Origin of the sequence: Pseudomonas pichavaramensis, from assembly GCF_050473265.1 — a bacterium.
Lineage (GTDB): Bacteria > Pseudomonadota > Gammaproteobacteria > Pseudomonadales > Pseudomonadaceae > Aquipseudomonas.
The window spans coordinates 1-21,385 of record NZ_JBJKFJ010000025.1; the positions used below are offsets into that span (position 1 = coordinate 1).

Annotated in this window: 20 protein-coding genes; 13 read left to right on the top strand and 7 right to left on the bottom strand. The window is 61.5% G+C overall.

Going from position 1 to position 21,385, the window contains the following annotated elements:
* Positions 1 to 361 (top strand): ribbon-helix-helix protein, CopG family (locus ACJRW5_RS24525; RefSeq protein ID WP_484573083.1); only part of this gene is annotated, 361 nt, incomplete at its 5' end.
* Positions 362 to 757: 396 nt separating this feature from the next.
* On the opposite strand, the gene ACJRW5_RS24530 is transcribed toward ACJRW5_RS24525, so the two are convergent.
* A complete protein-coding gene (locus tag ACJRW5_RS24530) occupies positions 758 to 1,828 on the bottom strand; it encodes an AI-2E family transporter (protein ID WP_484573084.1) in 1,071 nt (356 codons plus the stop codon).
* Positions 1,829 to 1,900: 72 nt separating this feature from the next.
* Complete coding sequence (locus ACJRW5_RS24535) at positions 1,901 to 2,941, bottom strand: DUF2066 domain-containing protein (protein WP_484573085.1); 1,041 nt, start codon at positions 2,939 to 2,941, stop codon at positions 1,901 to 1,903.
* Between the two features lie 242 nt (positions 2,942 to 3,183).
* Between ACJRW5_RS24535 and purM the strand changes: the two genes are divergently transcribed.
* From purM to ACJRW5_RS24550, 3 genes are read left to right on the top strand one after another with little or no spacing between them, the layout of a single operon-like run.
* On the top strand, positions 3,184 to 4,242 hold the full coding sequence (gene purM, locus ACJRW5_RS24540; RefSeq protein ID WP_484573086.1) for a phosphoribosylformylglycinamidine cyclo-ligase: 1,059 nt from the start codon (positions 3,184 to 3,186) through the stop codon (positions 4,240 to 4,242).
* On the top strand, positions 4,242 to 4,886 hold the full coding sequence (purN, locus tag ACJRW5_RS24545) for a phosphoribosylglycinamide formyltransferase (RefSeq protein ID WP_484573087.1): 645 nt from the start codon (positions 4,242 to 4,244) through the stop codon (positions 4,884 to 4,886). The genes purM and purN overlap by 1 nt, the downstream gene beginning before the upstream one ends.
* A gap of 8 nt (positions 4,887 to 4,894) precedes the next feature.
* A complete protein-coding gene (locus tag ACJRW5_RS24550; protein ID WP_484573088.1) occupies positions 4,895 to 5,611 on the top strand; it encodes a DUF3108 domain-containing protein in 717 nt (238 codons plus the stop codon).
* A gap of 72 nt (positions 5,612 to 5,683) precedes the next feature.
* Here the strand turns inward: ACJRW5_RS24550 and ACJRW5_RS24555 are convergent, their stop codons facing one another.
* The gene (locus tag ACJRW5_RS24555; RefSeq protein ID WP_484573089.1) at positions 5,684 to 6,892 is read right to left on the bottom strand and encodes an ammonium transporter; all 1,209 of its coding nucleotides are present in this window, start codon (positions 6,890 to 6,892) and stop codon (positions 5,684 to 5,686) included.
* A gap of 370 nt (positions 6,893 to 7,262) precedes the next feature.
* Here ACJRW5_RS24555 and ACJRW5_RS24560 point away from each other — a divergent pair, with 370 nt between their 5' ends.
* From ACJRW5_RS24560 to ACJRW5_RS24590, 7 genes are all read left to right on the top strand, one after another.
* Positions 7,263 to 7,580 carry an ElaB/YgaM/YqjD family protein gene (locus tag ACJRW5_RS24560; RefSeq protein WP_484573090.1) on the top strand — a complete coding sequence of 106 codons (318 nt, stop codon included), beginning with the start codon at positions 7,263 to 7,265 and terminating at the stop codon, positions 7,578 to 7,580.
* 8 nt (positions 7,581 to 7,588) lie between these two features.
* A complete protein-coding gene (locus ACJRW5_RS24565) occupies positions 7,589 to 7,948 on the top strand; it encodes a phage holin family protein (protein ID WP_484573091.1) in 360 nt (119 codons plus the stop codon).
* Positions 7,945 to 8,232, top strand: a complete 288-nt coding sequence (locus tag ACJRW5_RS24570; protein WP_484573092.1) for a hypothetical protein — start codon at positions 7,945 to 7,947, stop codon at positions 8,230 to 8,232. The genes ACJRW5_RS24565 and ACJRW5_RS24570 overlap by 4 nt, the downstream gene beginning before the upstream one ends.
* Positions 8,233 to 8,346: 114 nt before the next feature.
* The gene (locus ACJRW5_RS24575) at positions 8,347 to 9,510 is read left to right on the top strand and encodes an EAL domain-containing protein (RefSeq protein WP_484573093.1); all 1,164 of its coding nucleotides are present in this window, start codon (positions 8,347 to 8,349) and stop codon (positions 9,508 to 9,510) included.
* Between the two features lie 72 nt (positions 9,511 to 9,582).
* Positions 9,583 to 10,914, top strand: a complete 1,332-nt coding sequence (locus ACJRW5_RS24580; RefSeq protein ID WP_484573094.1) for a deoxyguanosinetriphosphate triphosphohydrolase — start codon at positions 9,583 to 9,585, stop codon at positions 10,912 to 10,914.
* Complete coding sequence (locus ACJRW5_RS24585; RefSeq protein WP_484573095.1) at positions 10,911 to 11,975, top strand: FUSC family protein; 1,065 nt, start codon at positions 10,911 to 10,913, stop codon at positions 11,973 to 11,975. Before ACJRW5_RS24580 ends, ACJRW5_RS24585 begins: the two co-directional genes overlap by 4 nt.
* 71 nt (positions 11,976 to 12,046) lie before the next feature.
* Positions 12,047 to 14,998, top strand: coding sequence for an HD domain-containing phosphohydrolase (locus ACJRW5_RS24590; protein ID WP_484573096.1), 2,952 nt, complete (start codon positions 12,047 to 12,049; stop codon positions 14,996 to 14,998).
* Between the two features lie 103 nt (positions 14,999 to 15,101).
* On the opposite strand, the gene ACJRW5_RS24595 is transcribed toward ACJRW5_RS24590, so the two are convergent.
* Positions 15,102 to 15,443, bottom strand: a complete 342-nt coding sequence (locus ACJRW5_RS24595; protein WP_484573097.1) for a YggL family protein — start codon at positions 15,441 to 15,443, stop codon at positions 15,102 to 15,104.
* A gap of 184 nt (positions 15,444 to 15,627) precedes the next feature.
* Between ACJRW5_RS24595 and dacB the strand changes: the two genes are divergently transcribed.
* The gene (gene dacB / locus ACJRW5_RS24600) at positions 15,628 to 17,064 is read left to right on the top strand and encodes a D-alanyl-D-alanine carboxypeptidase/D-alanyl-D-alanine endopeptidase (RefSeq protein ID WP_484573098.1); all 1,437 of its coding nucleotides are present in this window, start codon (positions 15,628 to 15,630) and stop codon (positions 17,062 to 17,064) included.
* Between the two features lie 58 nt (positions 17,065 to 17,122).
* Here the strand turns inward: dacB and rlmKL are convergent, their stop codons facing one another.
* Positions 17,123 to 19,300 (bottom strand): bifunctional 23S rRNA (guanine(2069)-N(7))-methyltransferase RlmK/23S rRNA (guanine(2445)-N(2))-methyltransferase RlmL, encoded by a 2,178-nt coding sequence (rlmKL, locus tag ACJRW5_RS24605; protein WP_484573099.1) that lies wholly within the window; start codon positions 19,298 to 19,300, stop codon positions 17,123 to 17,125.
* A gap of 416 nt (positions 19,301 to 19,716) precedes the next feature.
* Here rlmKL and rmf point away from each other — a divergent pair, with 416 nt between their 5' ends.
* Positions 19,717 to 19,932, top strand: a complete 216-nt coding sequence (gene rmf / locus ACJRW5_RS24610; protein ID WP_080756998.1) for a ribosome modulation factor — start codon at positions 19,717 to 19,719, stop codon at positions 19,930 to 19,932.
* Between the two features lie 80 nt (positions 19,933 to 20,012).
* Here the strand turns inward: rmf and ACJRW5_RS24615 are convergent, their stop codons facing one another.
* Both ACJRW5_RS24615 and ACJRW5_RS24620 read right to left on the bottom strand, forming a co-directional pair.
* Positions 20,013 to 21,035, bottom strand: coding sequence for a quinone-dependent dihydroorotate dehydrogenase (locus ACJRW5_RS24615; protein WP_484573100.1), 1,023 nt, complete (start codon positions 21,033 to 21,035; stop codon positions 20,013 to 20,015).
* Between the two features lie 87 nt (positions 21,036 to 21,122).
* Complete coding sequence (locus ACJRW5_RS24620; protein WP_484573101.1) at positions 21,123 to 21,344, bottom strand: DUF2835 domain-containing protein; 222 nt, start codon at positions 21,342 to 21,344, stop codon at positions 21,123 to 21,125.
* Between the last annotated feature and the right edge of the window lie 41 nt (positions 21,345 to 21,385).

A 21,385-nucleotide genomic window follows, 5' to 3' on the forward strand; every position in this document is an offset into this window, starting at 1 on the left:
AGGCGTGCCCAAGCATCAGGCTAAGGCCATCCTCCAGTACTCTACGCCGGAAATTCTGTCCGCCCTTTGGGTTAATGTTTCTCGCAAGCAGCCACTTCCGGTACCAAGCGGCGGCGGAACAGGTAAGCCATCTGCGTCGTTTGCTCTTCCGGCCAAGCGAGAGGCTGAAGCGTTCCTCTCTGGAGAGAAAGCCATTCCGCCTGTACCAAGGGACGTTAAGAGTGTGCTTTTTAGCTTCAAGATAGGGGCCGATGATCTGGATCATCTTCGGCGTTTAGGTGAGCACGAGGGGGAGTCCGTGGCGGTTCTCATTCGGCAAGCAGTAAGGGACTACCTGCGTGATAAAGGGGTCCGCCGATGAATATCCTAAGGCCTACCCTGGAACAAGCTATGGGGCTGCTTGGCCAGTGGATTGTTATGCGCCTGTGCTGCTATGAAGACGGAGACATAGATACTCGGCCTGCAAAGGTGGTCGGCATTGTCGTCCCGGCTAAAGATGGGCCCGTGCTTCCTCGGTTCTTGCTTAGCCAGGAGCCATGGGTTCCTATTTTAGAAGGGTTTGAATATCAAGTCGATTTAGAAGACGTGTTGTTTTTGCGCATTGTGCCTGCGCTGCGCGCGCCTACTGAGGGCGACATTTCAGGGGGAACTAGCGCAGTCTGTTCCCGCTGAAATGTCGGCTAGCAAGCGCAGCGCGCTAGGGTCTTCGACGTTTTTTCGACTCTAGCTGACCGAACAAAAATAAAATCCTTATAAATCAGTCACTTGGCGCCGATTCACCGTAAAGACCGGAAAGTTTATATAAATCATGAGCATGGCGCAGCAAAACCATGATCACCGCAGCGACTGGCAGCGCCAGCAGCACTCCGGTGAAGCCAAATAGCTGACCGCCAGCGAGAATTGCGAAGATCACCGCGACCGGATGCAGGCCGATGCGGTCCCCCACCAGCATGGGTGTCAACACCATGCCTTCGAGCATCTGGCCGATCATGAACACCACACCAATGCCCAAGAGGGGATAGGGGTCGAGGCCGAACTGGAACAGCGCTGCGGTAAGCGCGGCACCGATGCCGACGATAAACCCCATGTAGGGCACGATGCTGGCCAACCCGGCCAACACACCGATCAGCAGTCCCAACTCCAGACCGACCAGCATCAGCCCTGTGGCGTAAATGACGCTCAGCGCCAGCATCACCAGTAGCTGCCCACGCAAAAATGCACCGAGTACCTCATGGCAATCACTGGCCAGCTTCACCACCAGACCTTCGCGCTGACGCGGCAACAGGCGACGCATGCGCTCGACCAGCAGATCCCAGTCGCGCATCAGGTAGAAGCTCACCACAGGAATCAGCAGCAGGTTGCCCAGCCACGCCAACAGCGCCAGGCTCGAGGAAGTGGCCTGGGCCAGCACGACCTTGAGCACATCGGTGGTCTTGCCGAGGTTGTCGGTGAAAACCTGCTTGAGCTGATCGACCTGCAGCAGATCATCCTGCAAGCCCAGATGGGATTGCGACCACGGCAGAGCCGTACTATGCAGCCAGTCGAGCATCTGCGGTGCCAATTGATACAGACGCACCAGCTGCCGCCCCAGCATCGGCACCAAGACCAGCAACAGGATCAGCAGTACCAGTGAAAACAGGGTGAATACCACCACCACGCCACCGGTTCGCGATAGGCGATGACGTTCCAGGCGATCAACCAGCGGATCACCAAGGTAGGCCAGCAGAATGCCGATCAGGAAAGGTGAAAGGATCGGGTGCAGCAAGTACAACAGCCAGCCGAGCAAAAACAGCCCAGCCATCCATAGCCAACGAGTGGAATCGGTCATGCTCGCGTCCTCGATGCGAAAGGGCGCCCGGCGCCGCGTTACCGGGCTGCACAGGTCAGCTCGCCGGGTAGTCTACCAACGGAAACGCAACGAGTCGGTGCGCGGCATCACTTGCGGTGCTTCGCTGCCCGCCTCATTGGCAGGCTCAGCCGACTCACTGGCATCGAGCGGCTCGTCCACTTCCTGCAGGTGCCCCAGAGCCAATTGCGCGCGCAGTTGTTCGGCGCTGGCGCTGACCTGATAAGTCAAACGCTGACCATCAACATCCACCAGACGCGCGGCGAAAGGCTCGAGCAAGCGCTCAAGCGCTGCGAAACGCTCAAGATCCGCCCCTTCGATCACCACTGTCAGACTCTTCGCAGAGCCCGGCTTGATCAGAAAACGCGGCGCCAGGCGCTCATTGACAGCCAGCATCACGGCATCGGCCAATGCTGCCTGATCAGCAGCCTCGGTCTTGCCCTGCTCGCGCTCATCCCCCGGCCATAAGCGCCAGGTTGCCTGCCAGGTGCCAGCGCTCTCGGTAGCCTGCACGGTCAGCAAGGCATCGGCAGCGTAACGTTCGGAAGCCTCGCGCAGTGCCTGCGGATCATTGGCCATCAGCACGTCGCCCGTCGCCAGCACCTGCTCACTCAGATCGGCCAACGGCAGGCGCAAGGGCAACCCACGATGCTGAGCAGCCGCGCGCAGCATCGCAGCCGCTCCCTGGCTCTCACCGATCAACTGACTGCCTTCGGCCGACTCGGCGAGCCACCAGGTCAGAATCGCCGGACGGTTGCTGCCCCATAGCGCCAGGCCCGCCTGACGCAACTCCCGGTCGGTACTGGCCGGGTCGAACTCGACCACCAGTGCATCGCCTTCATAGCCATAGCGACTGACGATTTGCTGCGGGTCTTTGCGCAGCCCCTCCAGACCGGCGCCTTGCAGAGCCTTGGCGTCGCCGGTCAGGCGCTGCACCAGCGTCTGCAGCGCTTGCTGCATGGCGGCGTCGCGGTTTTCCGGCGCTTGGTCGGCAACGGTCTCACGAACCTGGTACAGCTCAGCAACCGGAGCGGCCTGGGCCTGCAGGCCCAGGCACATGAGACAGATGAAAAGCAGGCGGACAGACAGACGCATGGCGAACTCTCGCTAAATGAACATCGCACAGGGGCGTGCGCAGGGCCTATACCTTAAACAGCCGCTAGTGCCCCGGCAACCGGAGGCAAACCCGGCGACAAAGCGCATGCACGCGAGTGGCCGCTACCGGGCAAGCCTGATAAAATCGCGCGCCTTCGCCAGCCGCTAAGCGCGCCGGGCTCCTGCATGAGCCTGCGCCCAGTCGGCGCCTACACGAACTCCCCATCCAAAGGCCCGGATCTATGAGCAAGCAACCTTCCATCAGCTACAAGGACGCAGGCGTCGACATCGATGCCGGTGAAGCCCTGGTCGAACGCATCAAAGGCGTGGCCAAGCGCACTGCCCGTCCGGAAGTCATGGGTGGCCTGGGTGGCTTCGGCGCCCTGTGCGAGATCCCGGCCGGCTACAAGCAACCGGTACTGGTCTCCGGTACCGATGGCGTAGGCACCAAGCTGCGCCTGGCGCTCAACCTGAACAAACACGACAGCATCGGCCAGGATCTGGTCGCCATGTGTGTCAACGATCTGGTGGTCTGCGGCGCTGAGCCGTTGTTCTTCCTCGACTACTACGCCACCGGCAAGCTCAACGTCGACGTGGCCGCTACCGTGGTCACAGGCATCGGTGCCGGTTGTGAACTGGCCGGTTGTTCGCTGGTCGGTGGTGAAACCGCCGAAATGCCGGGAATGTACGAAGGCGAAGACTACGACCTGGCCGGTTTCTGCGTCGGCGTGGTGGAAAAGAGCGAAATCATCGACGGCTCCAAGGTCGCCACTGGCGACGCCCTGATCGCCCTGCCCTCCTCCGGCCCGCACTCCAATGGCTACTCGCTGATCCGCAAAATCATCGAAGTCTCCGGCGCCGATATCGAGCAAGTCCAATTGAATGTCAAGCCGCTGACCGAGCTGCTGATGGCGCCAACGCGCATCTACGTCAAGCCGCTGCTCAAGCTGATCAAGGAAACCGGCGCGGTCAAGGCCATGGCCCACATCACCGGCGGCGGTCTGCTGGACAACATCCCTCGCGTGCTGCCGCAAGACGCCCAGGCAGTGATCGACGTGGCCAGCTGGGAGCGTCCGGCGGTGTTCGACTGGCTGCAGGAAAAAGGCAACGTCGACGAGCACGAAATGCACCGTGTACTCAACTGCGGCGTCGGCATGGTCATCTGCGTGGCCCAGGATCAGGTCGAAGCGGCCCTCAGCAGCCTGCGCGCCAGCGGCGAAGCGCCGTGGGTCATCGGCCAGATCAACGCAGCGGCAGAAGGCGCGGCCCAGGTTCAGCTGAACAACCTGAAAGCCCACTAATGCCCTGTAATGTCGTCGTCCTGATCTCCGGTTCGGGCAGTAATCTGCAGGCCTTGATCGACAGCATCGCCCACGACGGCAACCCGGCTCGCATCGCTGCGGTAGTCTGCAACCGTGCCGATGCCTATGGCCTGGAACGCGCCAAACAGGCTGGCATCGCCACCGAACTGCTCGATCACAAGCAGTTCGATGGCCGTGAAGCCTTCGATGCGGCGCTGATCCGGGCCATCGACGCCCACCAGCCCGAGCTGGTGGTACTGGCCGGCTTCATGCGCATCCTCACCCCTGGCTTCGTCCAGCATTACAGCGGTCGACTGCTGAACATTCATCCCTCGCTGCTGCCCAGACACAAGGGCCTGCACACCCATCAGCGCGCATTGGAAGCCGGGGACGCAGAGCACGGCTGCACTGTCCACTTCGTCACCGAGGAACTCGATGGTGGCCCTCTGGTCGTACAAGCAGTGCTGCCGGTTGCGCCGGACGACACCGCCGAAAGCCTGGCCCATCGCGTACACCAGCAGGAACATACGATCTACCCGCTGGCGGTTCGCTGGTTTGCCGAAGGCCGCTTGCGTCTTGGCGCTCAAGGCGCAATGCTGGACGGCAAGCCGCTGCCTGCCGGCGGCCACCTGATCCGAACCTAGGAGACTCTATGCGTCGTGCCCTGCTGTTCGCTCTGACTTTGCTCAGCCTGCCCGCCCTTGCCGAAGACCTTCTGCCTTTCTCCGCCAGCTACACTGCGGACTGGAAGCAGTTGCCCGTCAGCGGCAGTGCCGAACGCAGCCTCAAGCAAGAGTCTGATGGCAACTGGACCCTCAATTTCGAAGCCTCGATGCTGGTTGCCGGCCTGACCGAAGAGAGCACCTTCCGGGTCGACAACCAGACCCTCATGCCCCTGACCTACCGCCTCAACCGCAGCGGCCTAGGCAAGGGTAAAAAGGTCGAGCAGGATTTCGACTGGGAGCAGAAGCAAGTCATTGGCAACGATCGTGGCGATGCCGTCACCTTCCCGCTCAATCGCGGCCTGCTGGACAAGTCGACCTACCAGATCGCCCTGCAGCAGGACGTCGCCGCCGGCAAGAAAAGCGCGAGCTACCAAGTGGTCGACGGTGACGAGATCGAGACCTACGACTTCCGCGTACTCGGCGAGGAAGTGGTGCGTACCAAAGCCGGCCTGATCGATGCGATCAAGGTCGAGCGCGTCCGCGATCCGACGCAAAGCAGCCGCAAGACCGTGCTGTGGTTTGCCAAGGACTGGGGCCACCTGCTGGTTCGCCTGCATCAGGTGGAAACCGACGGCAAGGAATACCAGATCATGCTCAAGGAAGGTACGGTCGACGGCAAACCGGTCGAAGGCCGCCGCGACTGAGCCAGTGAAGACAAGCAATTAAAAAACCGGGCGGTTGCCCGGTTTTTTAATGCCTGGATCCGAGCCGCGTACTCAGTCCTGGCTGACCGCACCGATCTTGTGAATCGACAGGTCGGCGCCGTTGTACTCCTCTTCCTGGCTCAGGCGGATACCCAAGGATGCCTTGAGCACGCCATACACCAGAAAACCGCCAACCAGGGCTACTATGACGCCCAGCGCGGTACCGATCAGCTGGCTGGCCAGGCTCACCCCGCCCAGGCCGCCAAGGGCTTCGAGGCCGAAGATGCCGCAGGCAATCCCGCCCCATACCCCGCACAGGCCATGCAGCGGCCATACACCGAGTACGTCGTCGATCTTCCATTTCACCTGCGTCGCGGTGAATGCCCAGACGAACAGAGCACCAGCGATGGCACCCGTGGCCAGGGCGCCCACCGGATGCATCAGGTCCGAGCCGGCACAGACGGCCACCAGACCGGCCAAGGGGCCGTTATGCAGAAAGCCCGGGTCGTTACGTCCGACCAGCAGCGCGGCGACGGTGCCACCAACCATGGCCATCAGCGAGTTGACCGCCACCAGCCCGCTGACACCTTCGAGCGTCTGCGCGCTCATCACATTGAAGCCGAACCAGCCGATGATCAGAATCCACGAGCCCAAGGCCAGGAACGGGATGTTCGACGGCGCCATCGCGACCAGCTTGCCATCGCGATAGCGGCCGTTGCGGCGCCCCAGCAGCGTCACCGCGCCGAACGCCAGCCAGCCGCCGACAGCATGGACCACCACCGACCCGGCAAAGTCATGGAAGCCAGCGCCGAAGCGCCCTTCCAGCCAGCCCTGCAGACCGTAGTTGCCGTTCCAGATCATGCCCTCGAAGAAGGGGTAGACGAACGCGACGATCAGCGCCGTGGCGCATAGCTGCGGACCGAACTTGGCGCGCTCGGCGATGCCACCGGAGATGATCGCGGGAATGGCGGCAGCGAAAGTCAGCAGGAAGAAGAACTTCACCAGGCCATAACCATGATTCTCGGTGAGCACTGCGGCTGGCTCGAGGAAGGTGATGCCATAGGCAATCCAGTAGCCGATGAAGAAGTAGGCCAAAGCCGATATGGCGAAATCCGAGAGGATTTTGGACAGTGCATTGACCTGATTCTTCTGCCGTACCGTCCCCACCTCGAGAAAGGCGAAGCCGGCATGCATGGCCAGAACCATGATTGCACCCAGCAGGATGAACAGAGTATTGGAACCGTGGATCAGCGTGGCCACGGCACTATTGATGTTTTCCATCGAGCAAGAAAACTCCAGAGGCAGAAGAAAAGGCACCAAACAGTGGCACAACTCAAAAAAGACGCACCACAATGCAGCCACGCTGTCAGGCGCGCCCTCGAAGAGTGCTGAGAGGCGGCCCCAAAATGGCCCCACCCAATGCTCACCGAAAGACACTTAGTTCTTGTTAATCAAATAGTTATGCGCAAAATCAGCCATCCTGAGCCGAACCGAAAACGCCCCACCTGAGAGCAGCCGGCAACCTTCGCGCACCGACAAGTAGCAATCGCTGTACCAAACGCCAATCTCATGATTTACCGACTATCCTTGCGGAACCCTCGCGCCGCAGAAGACTCGTAAACCTTACATACCCCATGCAGAGGACTGCTCTATGCCACGCAAAGCCGCCACGCCTAGCACCAAGGACGCACTGCTGGATGAATTCCAGGCTTTGGTCAGCGACACCGAAAAGCTCCTGCAACACTCCGCCAGTCTCGCCGGCGAACAAGCCGAGGTGCTGCGCGACGATATCCGCAACAGTCTGGGCCGAGCCCGCGACACCCTGCACAAGGCCGAAGCCAGCGTGCGTGAGCAAGGCAAGGTCGCTGTCGATGCCACCGAGGATTACGTACACAAGCACCCGTGGCAGGCATTGGGTCTGTCGGCCGCGATCGGCCTGGTGCTTGGCCTGCTGATCAGCCGCCGTTGACAGCGCCCATGCCCACCGGGCCATCGCCACGTCGCCTGGGTGCAGCGCTGCTGGGCTTGCTGCAAGGCCACGTGGCGCTGCTGGCCCACGAGCTTGAAGACCAACGCAACCAGGCCCTGCGGTCGTTGATGCTGGGCGGGTTGTGCTTGGCATTCGCCCTGCTGCTGCTGATCGGTCTATCTGCCCTGTTGCTGATTATTTACTGGGACAGTCATCGCCTGGAGGTCGCCATAGGTCTCTGCCTCTTCTATGGCCTGGGTCTGCTTGGTTGCGCCACCTGGCTGCTGCTCAGCCTGCGCAATGCAGAACCACCCTTCAGCGCCAGCCTTGAGGAATTGCAACGTGATCGCGAGCAACTGCTGTCATGACCACGCCTAACCTGCCCGCAGGCGCCTCGCGCCGCCAACTGCGCAAGGCCGTACTGCGCATGCGCCTGGAGATGCACCGCCAGGAACTGCGTCATGAAGTGCTGCAGATCAGCCAGCCCCTGCAGCAAGTGCGTGAATACGGACAACGCCTGCGCACCGGCAACGCACCATTTTTGCTCACGGGTGGAGCATTGGCGCTGGCAGGACTGATGGGGGGCAAGCACGGCTGGCGCCGTTGGCTGCGCCTGGCGCTGATCGTTGCCCCACTCCTGCGGCGCCGGTAGGAATTCAGCTGCGCGGCCACCAGACAGGCACGGTTCTGAGCTGGCCGCGATCTTGCTTGGTTGAGCAATCTCCCACCACTCGGTGGCTCAACCGCTGACGCTAAGGACACCCAGGTGATCGACGGACTGCCTTTCGCCGTCTTCCAGCCCTTCATCGACACTGCCACGGGCCGTATTGCAGGCGTCGAGGCACTGGCTCGCTTACGTGACGCCGACGGCCAGATGCACTCGGCGGGCCCGCTTTTCTCCGACCCGAAAACGCCGCCTGCAGCGCTGCGTCGACTCGATCGCCAGGTTCGAGAGGATGCACTGCTGCGTTTTCATCAGGCCCCGGCGGATTGGTTCCTCAGCCTCAATATCTCCCCTCGCTGGATCAGTCGCCTGCGCCCGGCACAACCGCTACCGAGCCTGATTCAGTTACAGCGCAGCGGCATCGATCCAACGCGTATCGTCTTCGAAATCACCGAACTGGGCGGCGCCAGCCAGCGTCTGCCGGATGTGGTCTCACGTTACCGCGAAGCCGGTGCACGCATCGCCATCGACGACTTCGGTGCTGGCTACTCGCAGCTCGACCGCGTCCTCGCGCTACAGCCAGACATTCTCAAGCTGGACATGCGTCTGTTCCAGGAGGCCGCCCGTGGAGGCCCCAGCGGCGAGGTGGTCAAGGCCCTCGCGCAAATGGCGGAAAAGACCGGCTGCTGGATCATCGCCGAGGGGGTGGAGACCGAGGCCGAGCTGAACTTTGCGCTGGAATGCGGTGCGCGTTACGTACAGGGTTTTCTCTTCGCCCGCCCGGAAGAGGAGCTGTTCGCCAGCGATGCTTTCGTCGGCCGCTTCGCCCGTCTGCGCGACAGCTACGTGCAACAGAAACTGGCCGAGCGGGCGCGCCTGGTCAACCTGCGCCAGCAACTGGCCGAGCTGATGAACGAGCTGAAGCAATGGGCGGAAAGCGGCGCCCCTGCCAGCAGCCTGAAGGCTCCGGACAGCTACCCATGGCTGCTGCGCATTTACCAGTGCGACCGCCATGGCACGCAGCTCACGCCGAACCTGGAATGGCGTCAGCAGTCCTGGCGCGCCGATGACCGCTATATGGGGCACAACTGGTCGTGGCGTCCGTACTTCTATCAGTTACTGGCCGAAGGCTGGGAGGAACGCCGTCTGACGCTGTCCACCACCTATCGCGATGCCACCAGCAACCAGTACTGCCTGACCGCCGGCCAGTTCATCGATAACGGCCGGCGCCTGTTACTGGTGGATATCGACGCCGCCGGGCTTTAGCCGCCGCGCACTTGCAGGAGCCCGCACGAACACCCAAGCTAGAAGGCCGGATCAACCTGGCGAGGATCGGCCTTGGATTGGCATACCCTACTCACCCGCGAACGTCTCGGTAAACCCGCCCCCAGCTCCGACGAGCTCGGGCGCAGCCCCTTCCACAAAGACCACGACCGCATCATTTTTTCGGGTGCCTTCCGCCGCCTGGGCCGCAAGACACAGGTGCACCCGGTTACAAGCAACGACCATATCCATACCCGCCTGACCCATTCGCTGGAAGTCAGTTGCGTCGGCCGTTCGCTAGCCATGCGCGTTGGCGAGATGCTGCGCGAGACGCTCCCTGATTGGTGTACGCCAAGCGATCTGGGCATGGTCGTGCAGTCGGCCTGCCTGGCGCACGACATTGGCAACCCACCCTTCGGCCACTCCGGTGAAGACGCGATCCGCCACTGGTTTCAACAGGCATCCGCGCGCGGCTGGCTGGATGCGATGACGGATGCCGAACGCGGCGATTTCCTCAATTTCGAGGGCAACGCCCAAGGGTTTCGCGTGCTCACTCAGCTGGAATACCACCAGTTCGACGGCGGAACCCGGCTGACCTACGCCACGCTTGGCAGTTACCTGAAGTATCCCTGGACAGCACGCCACGCCGAGGCACTGGGCTACAAGAAGCACAAGTTCGGCTGCTATCAGAGCGAACTGCCTCTGCTCGAACAGATCGCGGCGAAGCTGGAACTCCCGCAGCTGGAAGCCCAACGCTGGGCGCGCCACCCGCTGGTCTATCTGATGGAGGCCGCGGATGACATCTGCTACGGCCTGATCGACCTGGAAGACGGCGTGGAAATGGAGCTGCTCGACTATGCCGAAGTCGAAGCACTACTGCTGGACCTGGTCGGTGATGACCTGCCGGAAACCTATCGCCAGCTGGGCCCGAGGGACTCGCGTCGGCGCAAGCTGGCTATCCTGCGTGGCAAGGCCATCGAGCACCTGACCAACGCGGCTGCCAGTGCCTTCGTCGAACAGCAACAGGATCTGCTTGCCGGACGCCTGCAAGGCGACCTGGTCGAACACATGCACGGCGCAGCCAAACATTGCGTGCAGAGCGCCAAGTCGCTGGCTCGGGAAAAGATCTTCCACGACAAGCGCAAGACGTTGCATGAAATTGGCGCCTACACCACCCTGGAGATTCTCCTCAATGCGTTCTGCGGAGCCGCGCTGGAACTGCACAGCGGGCGCCCGCTGTCGTTCAAACATCGGCGCATCCTCGACCTGCTCAGCTATTACGCCCCGGAGCCAGGCTGGCCGCTGTATCGCTCGTTCATGCGGGTGATCGATTTCATCGCGGGCATGACCGACAGCTACGCTACGGAAATGGCGAGAGAAATGACCGGACGCTCAGCAATTTCATGAAGAACCTGATCCGCAGCAGCTTTACCTGGCATGCCGGCCCGCCGGCATGGGGGCCGGCCATCGTCGCCGGAATGGGCTGCGCGCTGCCCCTGCTATTGGGCCTGTTTACCTCCCACACAGGTTTTCTCTGGGCTACAGCGGGAGCCTTCCAGGCAGCCCAGGCCAATCCCCTGCATCGTTTCGGCATGCTGCGCATGCTGTTGCTCACCGTACTTGGCGCCTGCAGTGCCGGGTTGGGCTTCTGGGCGGCTACGCATCCGCTGATCAGCCTGGGCATTTTCGCCCTCTTTGGCCTGCTCCTGGCCTGGCTGCAGCGCTTCGGCAGCGAAGCCGGCAAACTGGGCATCGGCTTGTGCATCTGTCTTTGTCTCGGGCAGGGCCAGTTCGGTGTCGGCAACCTGCACAATCCCTACGCGGTGGCCATGCTGTTCATCCTCGGCGGCCTTTGGGTCATGCTCCTGGCATTCGGTCTACGGGGCGTACACGGCCTGCGCATGTGGCCCTACATGCCGCGCCTGATCAGCGTTCTGAAAGTCCTCAAGCGCCATGCCCTGCGCCTGCCACGCCAGCAATGGCGGCTGCACGCGCTGGCCTGCATGCTTGCCTTCTCCGCATCAGGGCTGCTGGTCAATCTGGCTGGCCTGTCGCGCGGCTACTGGCTGACATTGACCGTCATCACCACCCTGCAGTTGGAGTTTCAGGGCAGTCTGGTGCGGGCCCTTCAGGCCAGTCTGGCCAGCCTCGCCGCCGCCGGGCTGCTGATCGCCTTCGGTCACAGCCTGCAAAGCCCACCCATGATGGTCGCCACGCTGCTCTTTCTGGTTTTTCTGAGCAGAGCCCTGCAGGCCAACCACTACGGCCTGTTCGTCCTGCAAACCAGCCTGTGCTTCGTGCTGTTGACCGAGAGTCTGGCGAAGGACTGGCATCTGGCAGAGGTGCGCCTGCTCAACGCGCTGATCGGCGTTGCCCTGGCCCTGGCTGTGGCCCTGCTGAGCCATGGTCTGCGTACCCATCTGAGCAAATCGGAGACAACGCCGCTGTCGCTAAAAAAACCGTCCTAGAGCGCTCGGCAGAACTTCCAGGGTTTCACTATGCTGAGTGAGCCTGCAGCGCCCACAAGGAGTGAAGTGCGATGCTCAATACAGCAGCACCCCGTAGACGCCGTTTCCCTCTGCATGTGCATATCAGCGTTCTATTCACCCTGCTACTGCTGTTTACCGGCGTGGTGCTGGGTCTGTTCAATTATCAACAGACCAGCCAGCTGATCTTCTCCAGCAGCACAACGCTGTTCGAACGCATCCAGCAGGACGTCGAGAAGGATCTGGACAATACCTATCGCCCCATTCGCCACATGCTCAGCCTGCTTGCACTGCATCCCGCCACCCAGGCGGATGAGCTCGATGAGCGCCTGGAGTTGCTACCCCTCTTCGTCCAGGCGCTGCGTGACAACCCCAAGCTCGCGTCAATCTATCTGGGCTATGAGGACGGCGACTTCTTCATGGTCCGCCCGCTACGTAGCGAAATGCTCAAAAGCCGCTTCGATGCCCCGGAAAACGCCGCCTATCAGGTCTGGGCCATCGACCGCAGCAGCAGCGGAACGGCCAGCGATTACCTGTTCTATGACGGCTCGCTGAACCAGTTGAGCAGGCGCCAGAATCTCAGCGAATCCTACGATCCACGTCAACGAGAGTGGTTCATTCGCGCCCGAGCTGGCGGAGGGCAGATCACCACCGCGCCGTACCTGTTCTTCTCCACTCAGGAGATTGGCACGACGCTGGCCAGGCGCACCGGGCTGACGACGGTGCTTGGCGCCGACCTGACCCTCAACGATCTGTCGGCCACACTGGCCAAGCATCGCGTTACCCCCAACAGCGAAGTCGTGCTTGCTGACAGTGCGGGTCAAGCCGTTGCCTATCCCGATAGCAGCCGCCTGCTGAGGGAGGTTGACGGTAAAGCGTCGCGCGTCATGGTCAGCGAACTCAACCCGGCGCTCGGCGAGCTGCTGACCGGCAAGCTCACGGAACAGGACAACGGCATCGTGGAACTGGCCAAGCAACGCTGGGCCATGGCTCATCGTCATATTCAGGAAGGAGGCCCGCAAGGCCTGCATCTGGCCCTGTTAGTACCGGAACGGGAATTACTGGCAGATGCCTATCGGATTCGCTGGCAAGGTGCGCTGATCACCTTGACCACCCTGTTGCTCTGCCTGCCACTGGGCTGGCTCACCTCACTTCTGGTGGTCAAACCTCTGCGCAGCCTGGTTCAGGAAGCCAAAGCCATACGCCGCTTCGACTTCGCCTTCCCGGCCAGCGGCCGCTCTCCCATCCTGGAGGTCGACCAACTGGCGGTTTCGATGGGCAGCATGAAGGACACGCTGTCGAGCTTCCTCGACATTGCCGCCAGCCTCTCCGCCGAAACCCATTTCGAAGCGCTGATCAAGCGCGTAATGGACGCCACCGTCTCGATCAGCGACGCACAGGGTGGACTGCTCTATCTGCTCGACAACGACAGTGGTCGCCTGGAGCCCCAAGGGCTGGTCATCGATGGCCAGAGTCGCAGCCTGAGCGAGCTGAATATCGGCGGCCTGCCCCATGACGATCCGAGCCTGCCCAGTTGGCTGCAACGCCCGGCTCGTGGCGGCGATAGTGTGGCTACGTCCGTCGGTTTCGATCAGGCCGGCAGCTTCCAGAAACTGCTTGCGGCAATGGACAGCCCGCGCCTGCACCTCATCGCGGCTGGTTTACATAACCGCCAGGGCGATACGGTCGGCGTGCTGGTGTTGCTGCAACGCGACACCGGGGAAAACAGCGAAAGCATGCTCAGTCCGGACCGTGTTGCCTTCGTCGATGCCGTATCCGGCAGCGCTGCCCTGTGCATCGAGAGCCAGCGCCTGCTGGCCAGGCAGAAGCAACTGCTCGACGCCTTCATCCAGCTGATCGCCGGCGCCATCGACGCCAAAAGCCCTTATACCGGCGGACATTGCCAACGCGTACCGGAAATCACCCTGATGCTGGCACGTGCCGCGGCTGACAGCGATGCGCCCGAATTTCGTGACTACAACCCAAGCGAAGAGGAATGGGAGGCACTGCATATCGCCGCCTGGCTGCATGACTGCGGCAAGGTCACCACACCGGAATACGTCGTGGACAAGGCGACCAAACTGGAAACCCTGTACGACCGTATTCATGAAGTACGCATGCGCTTCGAGGTGCTCAAACGCGATGCCTGGATCGCCTACTGGCGCGGCCTTAGCGAGGGTGGCGAGGAGGCAGCGCTGGCGGTTCTGCGCGATCAGTCGCTGCAAGATCTGGACGACGAATTTGCCTTCATAGCCCGTATCAATCTGGGCGGCGAAGGCATGGCCGAGGCAGATCAGGCTCGCCTCAGACAGATCGCCCGGCGGCGCTGGCTACGTACGCTGGACAACCGCCTGGGCGTATCCTGGGAAGAAGCCAAGCGCCTACAGGGTTTCCCTCCCGAGCCGCTGCCTGTTGAAGAGCCCTTGCTGGCTGATCGCCCCGAGCATCTGATCGAACGCCCGCTGCAGGAGTTGATCGCTCCGGACAACCCATGGGGCTTCAAGCTGGAGGTGCCGCAATACAAGTTCAACCGCGGTGAACTGCACAACCTGAGCATCGCCCGGGGCACCCTGACTGACGAAGAGCGCTACATCATCAACCACCACATCGTGCAGACCATCCTGATGCTCGATCGCCTGCCGTTCCCCAAACATCTGCAGAACGTCGCGGATATTGCGGGTGGACACCACGAGAAAATGGATGGAACGGGCTACCCCAAACGCCTGACACGCGAACAGATGAGCCTACCGGCGAGGATGATGGCGATTGCCGATATTTTCGAGGCACTGACCGCGGTCGATCGCCCCTACAAGAAGGGCAAAACCCTGTCAGAGGCGCTGAACATCATGGCCGGCATGTGCAAGGGGGCGCATATCGACCCAGAGCTCTTCGGGCTGTTCGTTCGCAGCGGGGTTTACAGGCGCTACGCCGAACGCTTCATGCAAGCACAGCAGCTCGATGAGGTCGATGAGAAGGCATTACTGGAAAAAGCGGGAATCCCGTAGGGTTCGCTGTGCGCACCAGCGGTTCGACTTGCTGCCGAAGCTCGGTGCGCACAGCACGCCCTACATCATGACCGGCGCCGGAGACCCCGGCGCCGAATCCCGATCAAGCCTGGTTGATCGGCTTTTCCGGATACCAGACGTCCAGCAGCGGGCTGATTTCGAAGTTTTCCAGCTCGTCACGACCTTTCAGCCAGGCCTCGACGGCAGCGCGCTGTTCTTCGCTCACAGAACCACGCTTGGCCAGGCACACGAGGCCGTAGTCCTCGCCACCGACGTAGTCCAGACCATTGCCGGCGATGGCCTGGTCGAGGAACTGATCGACGAAATCGTCGAGAGTCTGGTCGTTCAGGTCGGCCTTGAAGTTCAGGGTCAGCTCGAAGCCCAGCTCCTGAAATTCATCGACACAGAGCTTCTTGCGCAGACGGCGGGAACGGTTGGTCGCCATGAAACAATCCTCAAAGGTGATAACGCGCGGCACTCTAGCAGATCGGCAGCGTTATCGCTCGCGGCGAAGACGCCATGCGGCATAATGAGAAGCAACTTTTCTATCGGGCAGACAGTCCTTAATCTCGACTTGTCCTGTCTGCCCAGCCCCTGTTGTAAGCGCCCGAGCGCGCAAGGTTTCCACTATGATCCAGCGGTTTCGTCAATTGGCGCTCAGCGCCGTGTTAATTCCTCTTGCCCTCTCCTGCCACGCCGCCAACGGCGCCCTGCCAGCCAAGGTTGAACAGGCTCTGAAGGCCAACAAAATTTCCGACCAATCTCTGTCAGTGATGACCGTGCCTCTGGCCGGCCAGAGCGGTGGCCTGCAATTCAATGCCGATGTCTCGGTCAACCCAGCCTCCACGATGAAGCTGGTGACCACCTTTGCAGCACTGGAGCTGCTTGGCCCCAACCACCAGTGGAAAACCGAGTTTTACGCCGACGGCCCGGTCAAGGATGGAGTACTGCATGGCAATCTCTATCTCAAAGGCGGCGGTGACCCGAAACTCAACATGGAGAAGCTCTGGCTGCTGCTGCGCGATCTGCGCATCAACGGCGTGCGCCAGGTTCAGGGCGATCTGGTCCTCGACCGCAGCTTCTTCGTCGCGCCACAGCTGCCGGCATTCAACGATGATGGTGGCGACAGCAACAAACCCTTCCTGGTCAAACCAGACTCGCTACTGGTCAACCTCAAGGCACAACGCTTCATCACCCGCGCTGAAGACGGCAAGGTGCAGATCGCCATGGATCCGCCAATTGCCGCCGTTCGTATCGATAACCAGGTTCGCCTGCTCAAGGCCTCCAAATGCCCGGCCTGGCCGGATGTCCGTTACAACGCGGTACAGGAGTACGACGGCACCACGCTGATTGTCAGCGGCCAACTGGCTGAGGGCTGTAGCGCACAGACCTACCTGTCGCTACTCGATCACCCAAGCTACACCGCCGGTGCGGTACGCAGTATCTGGCAGGAGCTGGGCGGCAAGATTCTCGGCAAGGATCGCCTCGCGCCACTGCCCGAAGATGCGCACCTTTTGGTCCGGGCATTCTCACCGGATGTGGTGGAAATCGTTCGCGACATCAACAAGTACAGCAACAACACCATGGCCCGACAGCTGTTCCTCAGCATTGGCGCGCAATTCCGCACAGAGGCAGACAAAGACGACGCCATGGCTGCACAGCGCGTGATTCGTGACTGGCTGGCACGCAAGGGCATCACAGCCCCGCACTTGGTGCTGGAGAATGGTTCTGGTTTGTCACGCGCGGAACGCATCAGTGCAAGAGAAATGGCCCTGATTCTCCAGGCCGCGTGGCGCAGCCCATACTCCGCCGAGTTCCGCAGTTCCATGCCACTGGTGGCCATGGACGGCACCATGCGCAGACGCCTGCAGCGTACGCCACTGGCAGGCGAGGCGCACATCAAGACCGGCACGCTTAACAACGTGCGCGCCATCGCCGGCTATAGCCGTGACAGCAACGGGCAAGATTGGGCCGTGGTGGCCATCCTCAACGATCCGAAACCCTGGGGGGCGACCTCGATTCTCGATCAGGTGCTGCTCGATACTTACCAGCAACCCAAGCGCTGAGCGCTCCGCGGCCGAATGCAATCCGGGGCCTAGCCCCGGACTACCTTAGCCAAGGGAATCAACATGCAGTGAACCGCCAGGCGCGGTGGATCTTGGCATTGCGCGCAAAATCCGGATCCAGCGTCTGCGCGCTGATCTCTTCGACCTGGTAGCGCGCCACCAGGCTTTCGTCCAACTGGAACTTGCGGAAGTTGTTGGAGAAATACAGCACACCACCGCGCGCCAGGCGCGCCATGGCCTGGTCGAGCAACTCGACGTGGTCGCGTTGCACATCGAACACCCCTTCCATGCGCTTGGAGTTAGAGAAGGTCGGCGGATCGATGAAGATCAGGTCGTACTCACCCCGATCAGCGCTCAGCCAGGCCATCACATCGCCCTGCTCAAGCCGCTGTTTGTCGGAAAAACCGTTTAGCGACAGGTTGCGCCGCGCCCAGTCCAGATAGGTTTTCGACAGGTCGACACTGGTGGTACTCCGAGCTCCGCCCTTGGCCGCATGCACAGTGGCCGTGGCGGTGTAGCAGAACAGATTGAGAAAACGCTTGCCGGCCGCCTCGCGTTGAATGCGCATGCGCAGCGGGCGGTGATCGAGGAACAGCCCGGTATCCAGGTAATCGGTGAGGTTGACCAGCAGCTTGACCCCGCCCTCGTTCACTTCCATGAACTGGCCCTGAGCCGCCTGACGCTGATACTGCTTGGTGCCGGCCTGGCGCTCGCGGCGCTTGATCACCACGCGGTTCTGCGCCACGCTCAGCGCCTGGGGAATCGCCGCCAGCGCATCGAGCAGACGCGCCTGCGCCTTCTCCGGGTCGACCGAGCGCGGCGCCGCATACTCCTGCACATGCACCCAGTCGCGGTACAGGTCGACCGCCAGCGCATACTCGGGCATGTCCGCATCGTAAAGCCGATAGCACTCGACACCTTCACGGCGCGCCCACTTGCCGAGCTGTTTGAGGTTCTTCTGCAGACGGTTGGCGAACATCTGCCCGCCTTCGGACAGGCGCGCTTGTTGCGGCACCTCCTGCTCGGGCTCGTCGACCGTTTTTACACGACGCTCGCCTGTCACGAACTGCTCGGTCTGCACCTTGATCAGCAGCAGCTTGCAGGCCAGTGCGCCGTTCCAGAAGGCGTACTGCTTGTGGCTGCGCAGGCCCATGCGCTTGCCCAGCTCCGGTGCCCCGGTGAACACCGCTGCCTCCCAGCCCAGGCAGGCCTGGCGCAGACGCTCGCCGAGATTCTGGTAGAGGTACAGCAGGCTGGCTTCATCGCCCAGTCGCTCGCCGTATGGCGGGTTGCTGATCACCAGGCCCTTCTGATTCTGATCCGGGCGCGGCTCGAAGTTGGCCAGCTCGCCCTGATAGATCTTCACCCAATCGGACAGACCTGCCCGTTCAACGTTGTTGCGCCCCGGCTGAATCAGTCGCGGGTCGGCTTCATAGCCGCGAATCCACAGCGGTGGTTTGGCCAGGCCAGCGGCCGCGCGTTGCTCGGCCTCGGCGTGCAGCTTCTTCCACAACGCCGGCACATGACCGAGCCAGTTGGAGAAGCCCCAGCGCTCACGCTTGAGGTTAGGAGCGACATCCGCCGCCATCAGCGCAGCTTCCACCAGGAAGGTACCCACGCCGCACATAGGGTCAGCCAGGGCACCGCCCTCGGCAGCGATACGTGGCCAACCGGCGCGGATCAGCACCGCAGCTGCAAGGTTTTCCTTGAGCGGCGCGGCGCCCTGCTGCAGGCGGTAACCACGCTGATGCAAGCTGTGCCCGGAAAGGTCGAGCGACAGCACTGCCTCGCCACGATCCAGGCGCAGATGCACACGCAGGTCAGGGTTGAGCTTGTCGATGCTAGGCCGCTCGCCACTCGTGGTGCGTAAGCGATCGACAATCGCATCCTTGACCTTGAGTGCACCGAAGTGGGTGTTGTCGATTCCCGAACCTTGGCCACTGAACTCCACTGCCAGACTACCCGCCGGCTCCAGGTGATCACGCCAGTCCACTGCCTTGACGCCCTCATACAACCGCTCGGCGTTGTTCATGGCAAAGCGCGACAGCACCAGCAATACGCGATTGGCCAGGCGCGACCACAGGCACAAGCGGTAGGCGACCTCCAGTTCGGCGAAACCGCGTACGGCGGCTGTCTGTTCGCGCACCTCCTCCAGTCCCAGTGCGCTGGCTTCTTCCAGCAACAGACCTTCGAGCCCCTTGGGGCAGGTGAGCACGATTTCGTAACGATCAGACATGATGTCCTACTGCCTATGGCAATCCGGGAAGTGCGGCGGCGCACCTCGACTCAAAAATAAGTGACAAAACGTCGCACAGCGACCCTTCGTCGGAATAAGCAAGCGCTCTCATTCGCACTAGCACTTTGCAAGCAGCCCAGCGCTCAGCCAGGCCCCGCGGCGCTTGGCCGAATGCGCCTGGATGCATCACCAGGCTGCTTATGGCGTCACCCTCAATAAGGTTACGCCCTTATGACAAATCGATCATTCACAGGCCTCGGCGCATTCGTTAGAACACTACCTAAGGCCCTGGCTGCAACGGCAAGGGCACAGAAAGTTCGCCACGCCGGCAGCGAACTTTCGCAGGCAGAAATTTTCTGCCCGGCCTTGCCACAAGGCCAACGGGACATAACAGTCAACAGTGAGGGCAACACCCTATGAGAAGACTTAAGCGTGATCCGTTAGAAAGAGCTTTCTTGCGCGGCTATCAATACGGCATCAATGGTAAATCCCGCGAACTTTGCCCCTTTACCCTGCCTTCGGTACGTCAAGCCTGGCTCAACGGCTGGCGTGAGGGCCGTGGCGACAACTGGGATGGGCTGACCGGCGCGGCCGGTATTCATCGACTCAACGAACTTCACGCTGTCGGCTGATCAGGATCACACCCGACTTCACCATGCCGACCCCATCCGGGCGGCGGGCGCAAGCCCAGGGGCTCCTTCGGGAGCCCTATTTATTTGCGCAGCGCGGCAATCGCATCCACCGATTCACGAATCAACGCTGGGCCCTTGTAGATGAAGCCCGAGTATATCTGCACCAGGCTGGCTCCCGCCGCGATCTTCTCAGCTGCATGCCTACCCTCGGTAATACCGCCCACGGCAATGATCGGCAGACGGCCGGACAACTCACCAGCCAGTACCTTGACGATATGCGTGCTCTTGTCCCGCACCGGCGCACCGGAAAGACCGCCGGCTTCGTCGCCGTGGGCCAACCCCTCGACGCCTTCACGGCTGAGGGTGGTGTTGGTCGCGATCACCGCATCCATATCCGCACCAAGCAGCGCAGCTGCAACCAATGCAGTTTCTTCATCGCTCATGTCAGGGGCGATCTTGATCGCCAGCGGTACGCGCTTGCCATGCTCCTGGGCCAGGTCTTCCTGACGGCGGCGTAGCGCTTCGAGCAACTCCTTGAGTGAATCACCGAACTGCAGGCTACGCAGACCGGGTGTATTGGGCGAACTGACATTGACCGTGACGTAGCTGGCATGGGCATACACCTTGTCCAGGCAGGCCAGGTAGTCATCCACCGCCCGCTCGACCGGCGTATCGAAGTTCTTGCCGATATTGATGCCCAGCACTCCCTTGAACTTCGCTGCCTTGACCCGTTCAAGCAGATGATCGACGCCATGATTATTGAAACCCATGCGGTTGATCACCGCCTCGGCCTCTGGCAAACGGAACAGACGAGGTTTGGGATTACCCGGCTGTGGCCGTGGAGTGACGGTGCCGATCTCGACGAAACCAAATCCCAGCTGTGCAAAGCCATCGATGGCATCACCATTCTTGTCCAGCCCCGCCGCCAGTCCGACCGGATTGGCGAACTGCAGGCCCATCACGCTTACCGGTAAACTGGCCGGAGCCTTGGTCAGCAGGCCATTGAGCCCAAGCCGACCACCAGCGCCAATCAGGTCGATGGAGAGCTCATGGGAAGTTTCCGGGGACAGTTTGAACAACAGCTCGCGGGCCAGTGAGTACATGGGCAGACTTAGCTCGGCAAATGAAAGGTTGGCAGGCCGGCGATTATAGCCGGGCGGGCGTCGTCGGCGCGAGGCAAGAGCGCCAGATCAGTCCAATGGGCGTAAGCTCAGCAGCTCGCCAGACGCACTGAACTCCAGCACGAAAGAACCATAGATCCCGGCGCGGGTCAGATAAGGCCGCAGGTGATGAGCCGGTAAACTAACCCGGCGCCCATCGCGGCTTTGCGCCATAATGCGGTTAGCCTGGCCTCGGTAGATGGCCTGCAATCGTTCGGCTGATAACGCAATATCCAGCACCAAGCTGGGCATGGAGGCACCCTCGCAAATGAATGCGGCTATTTTGCCACAGA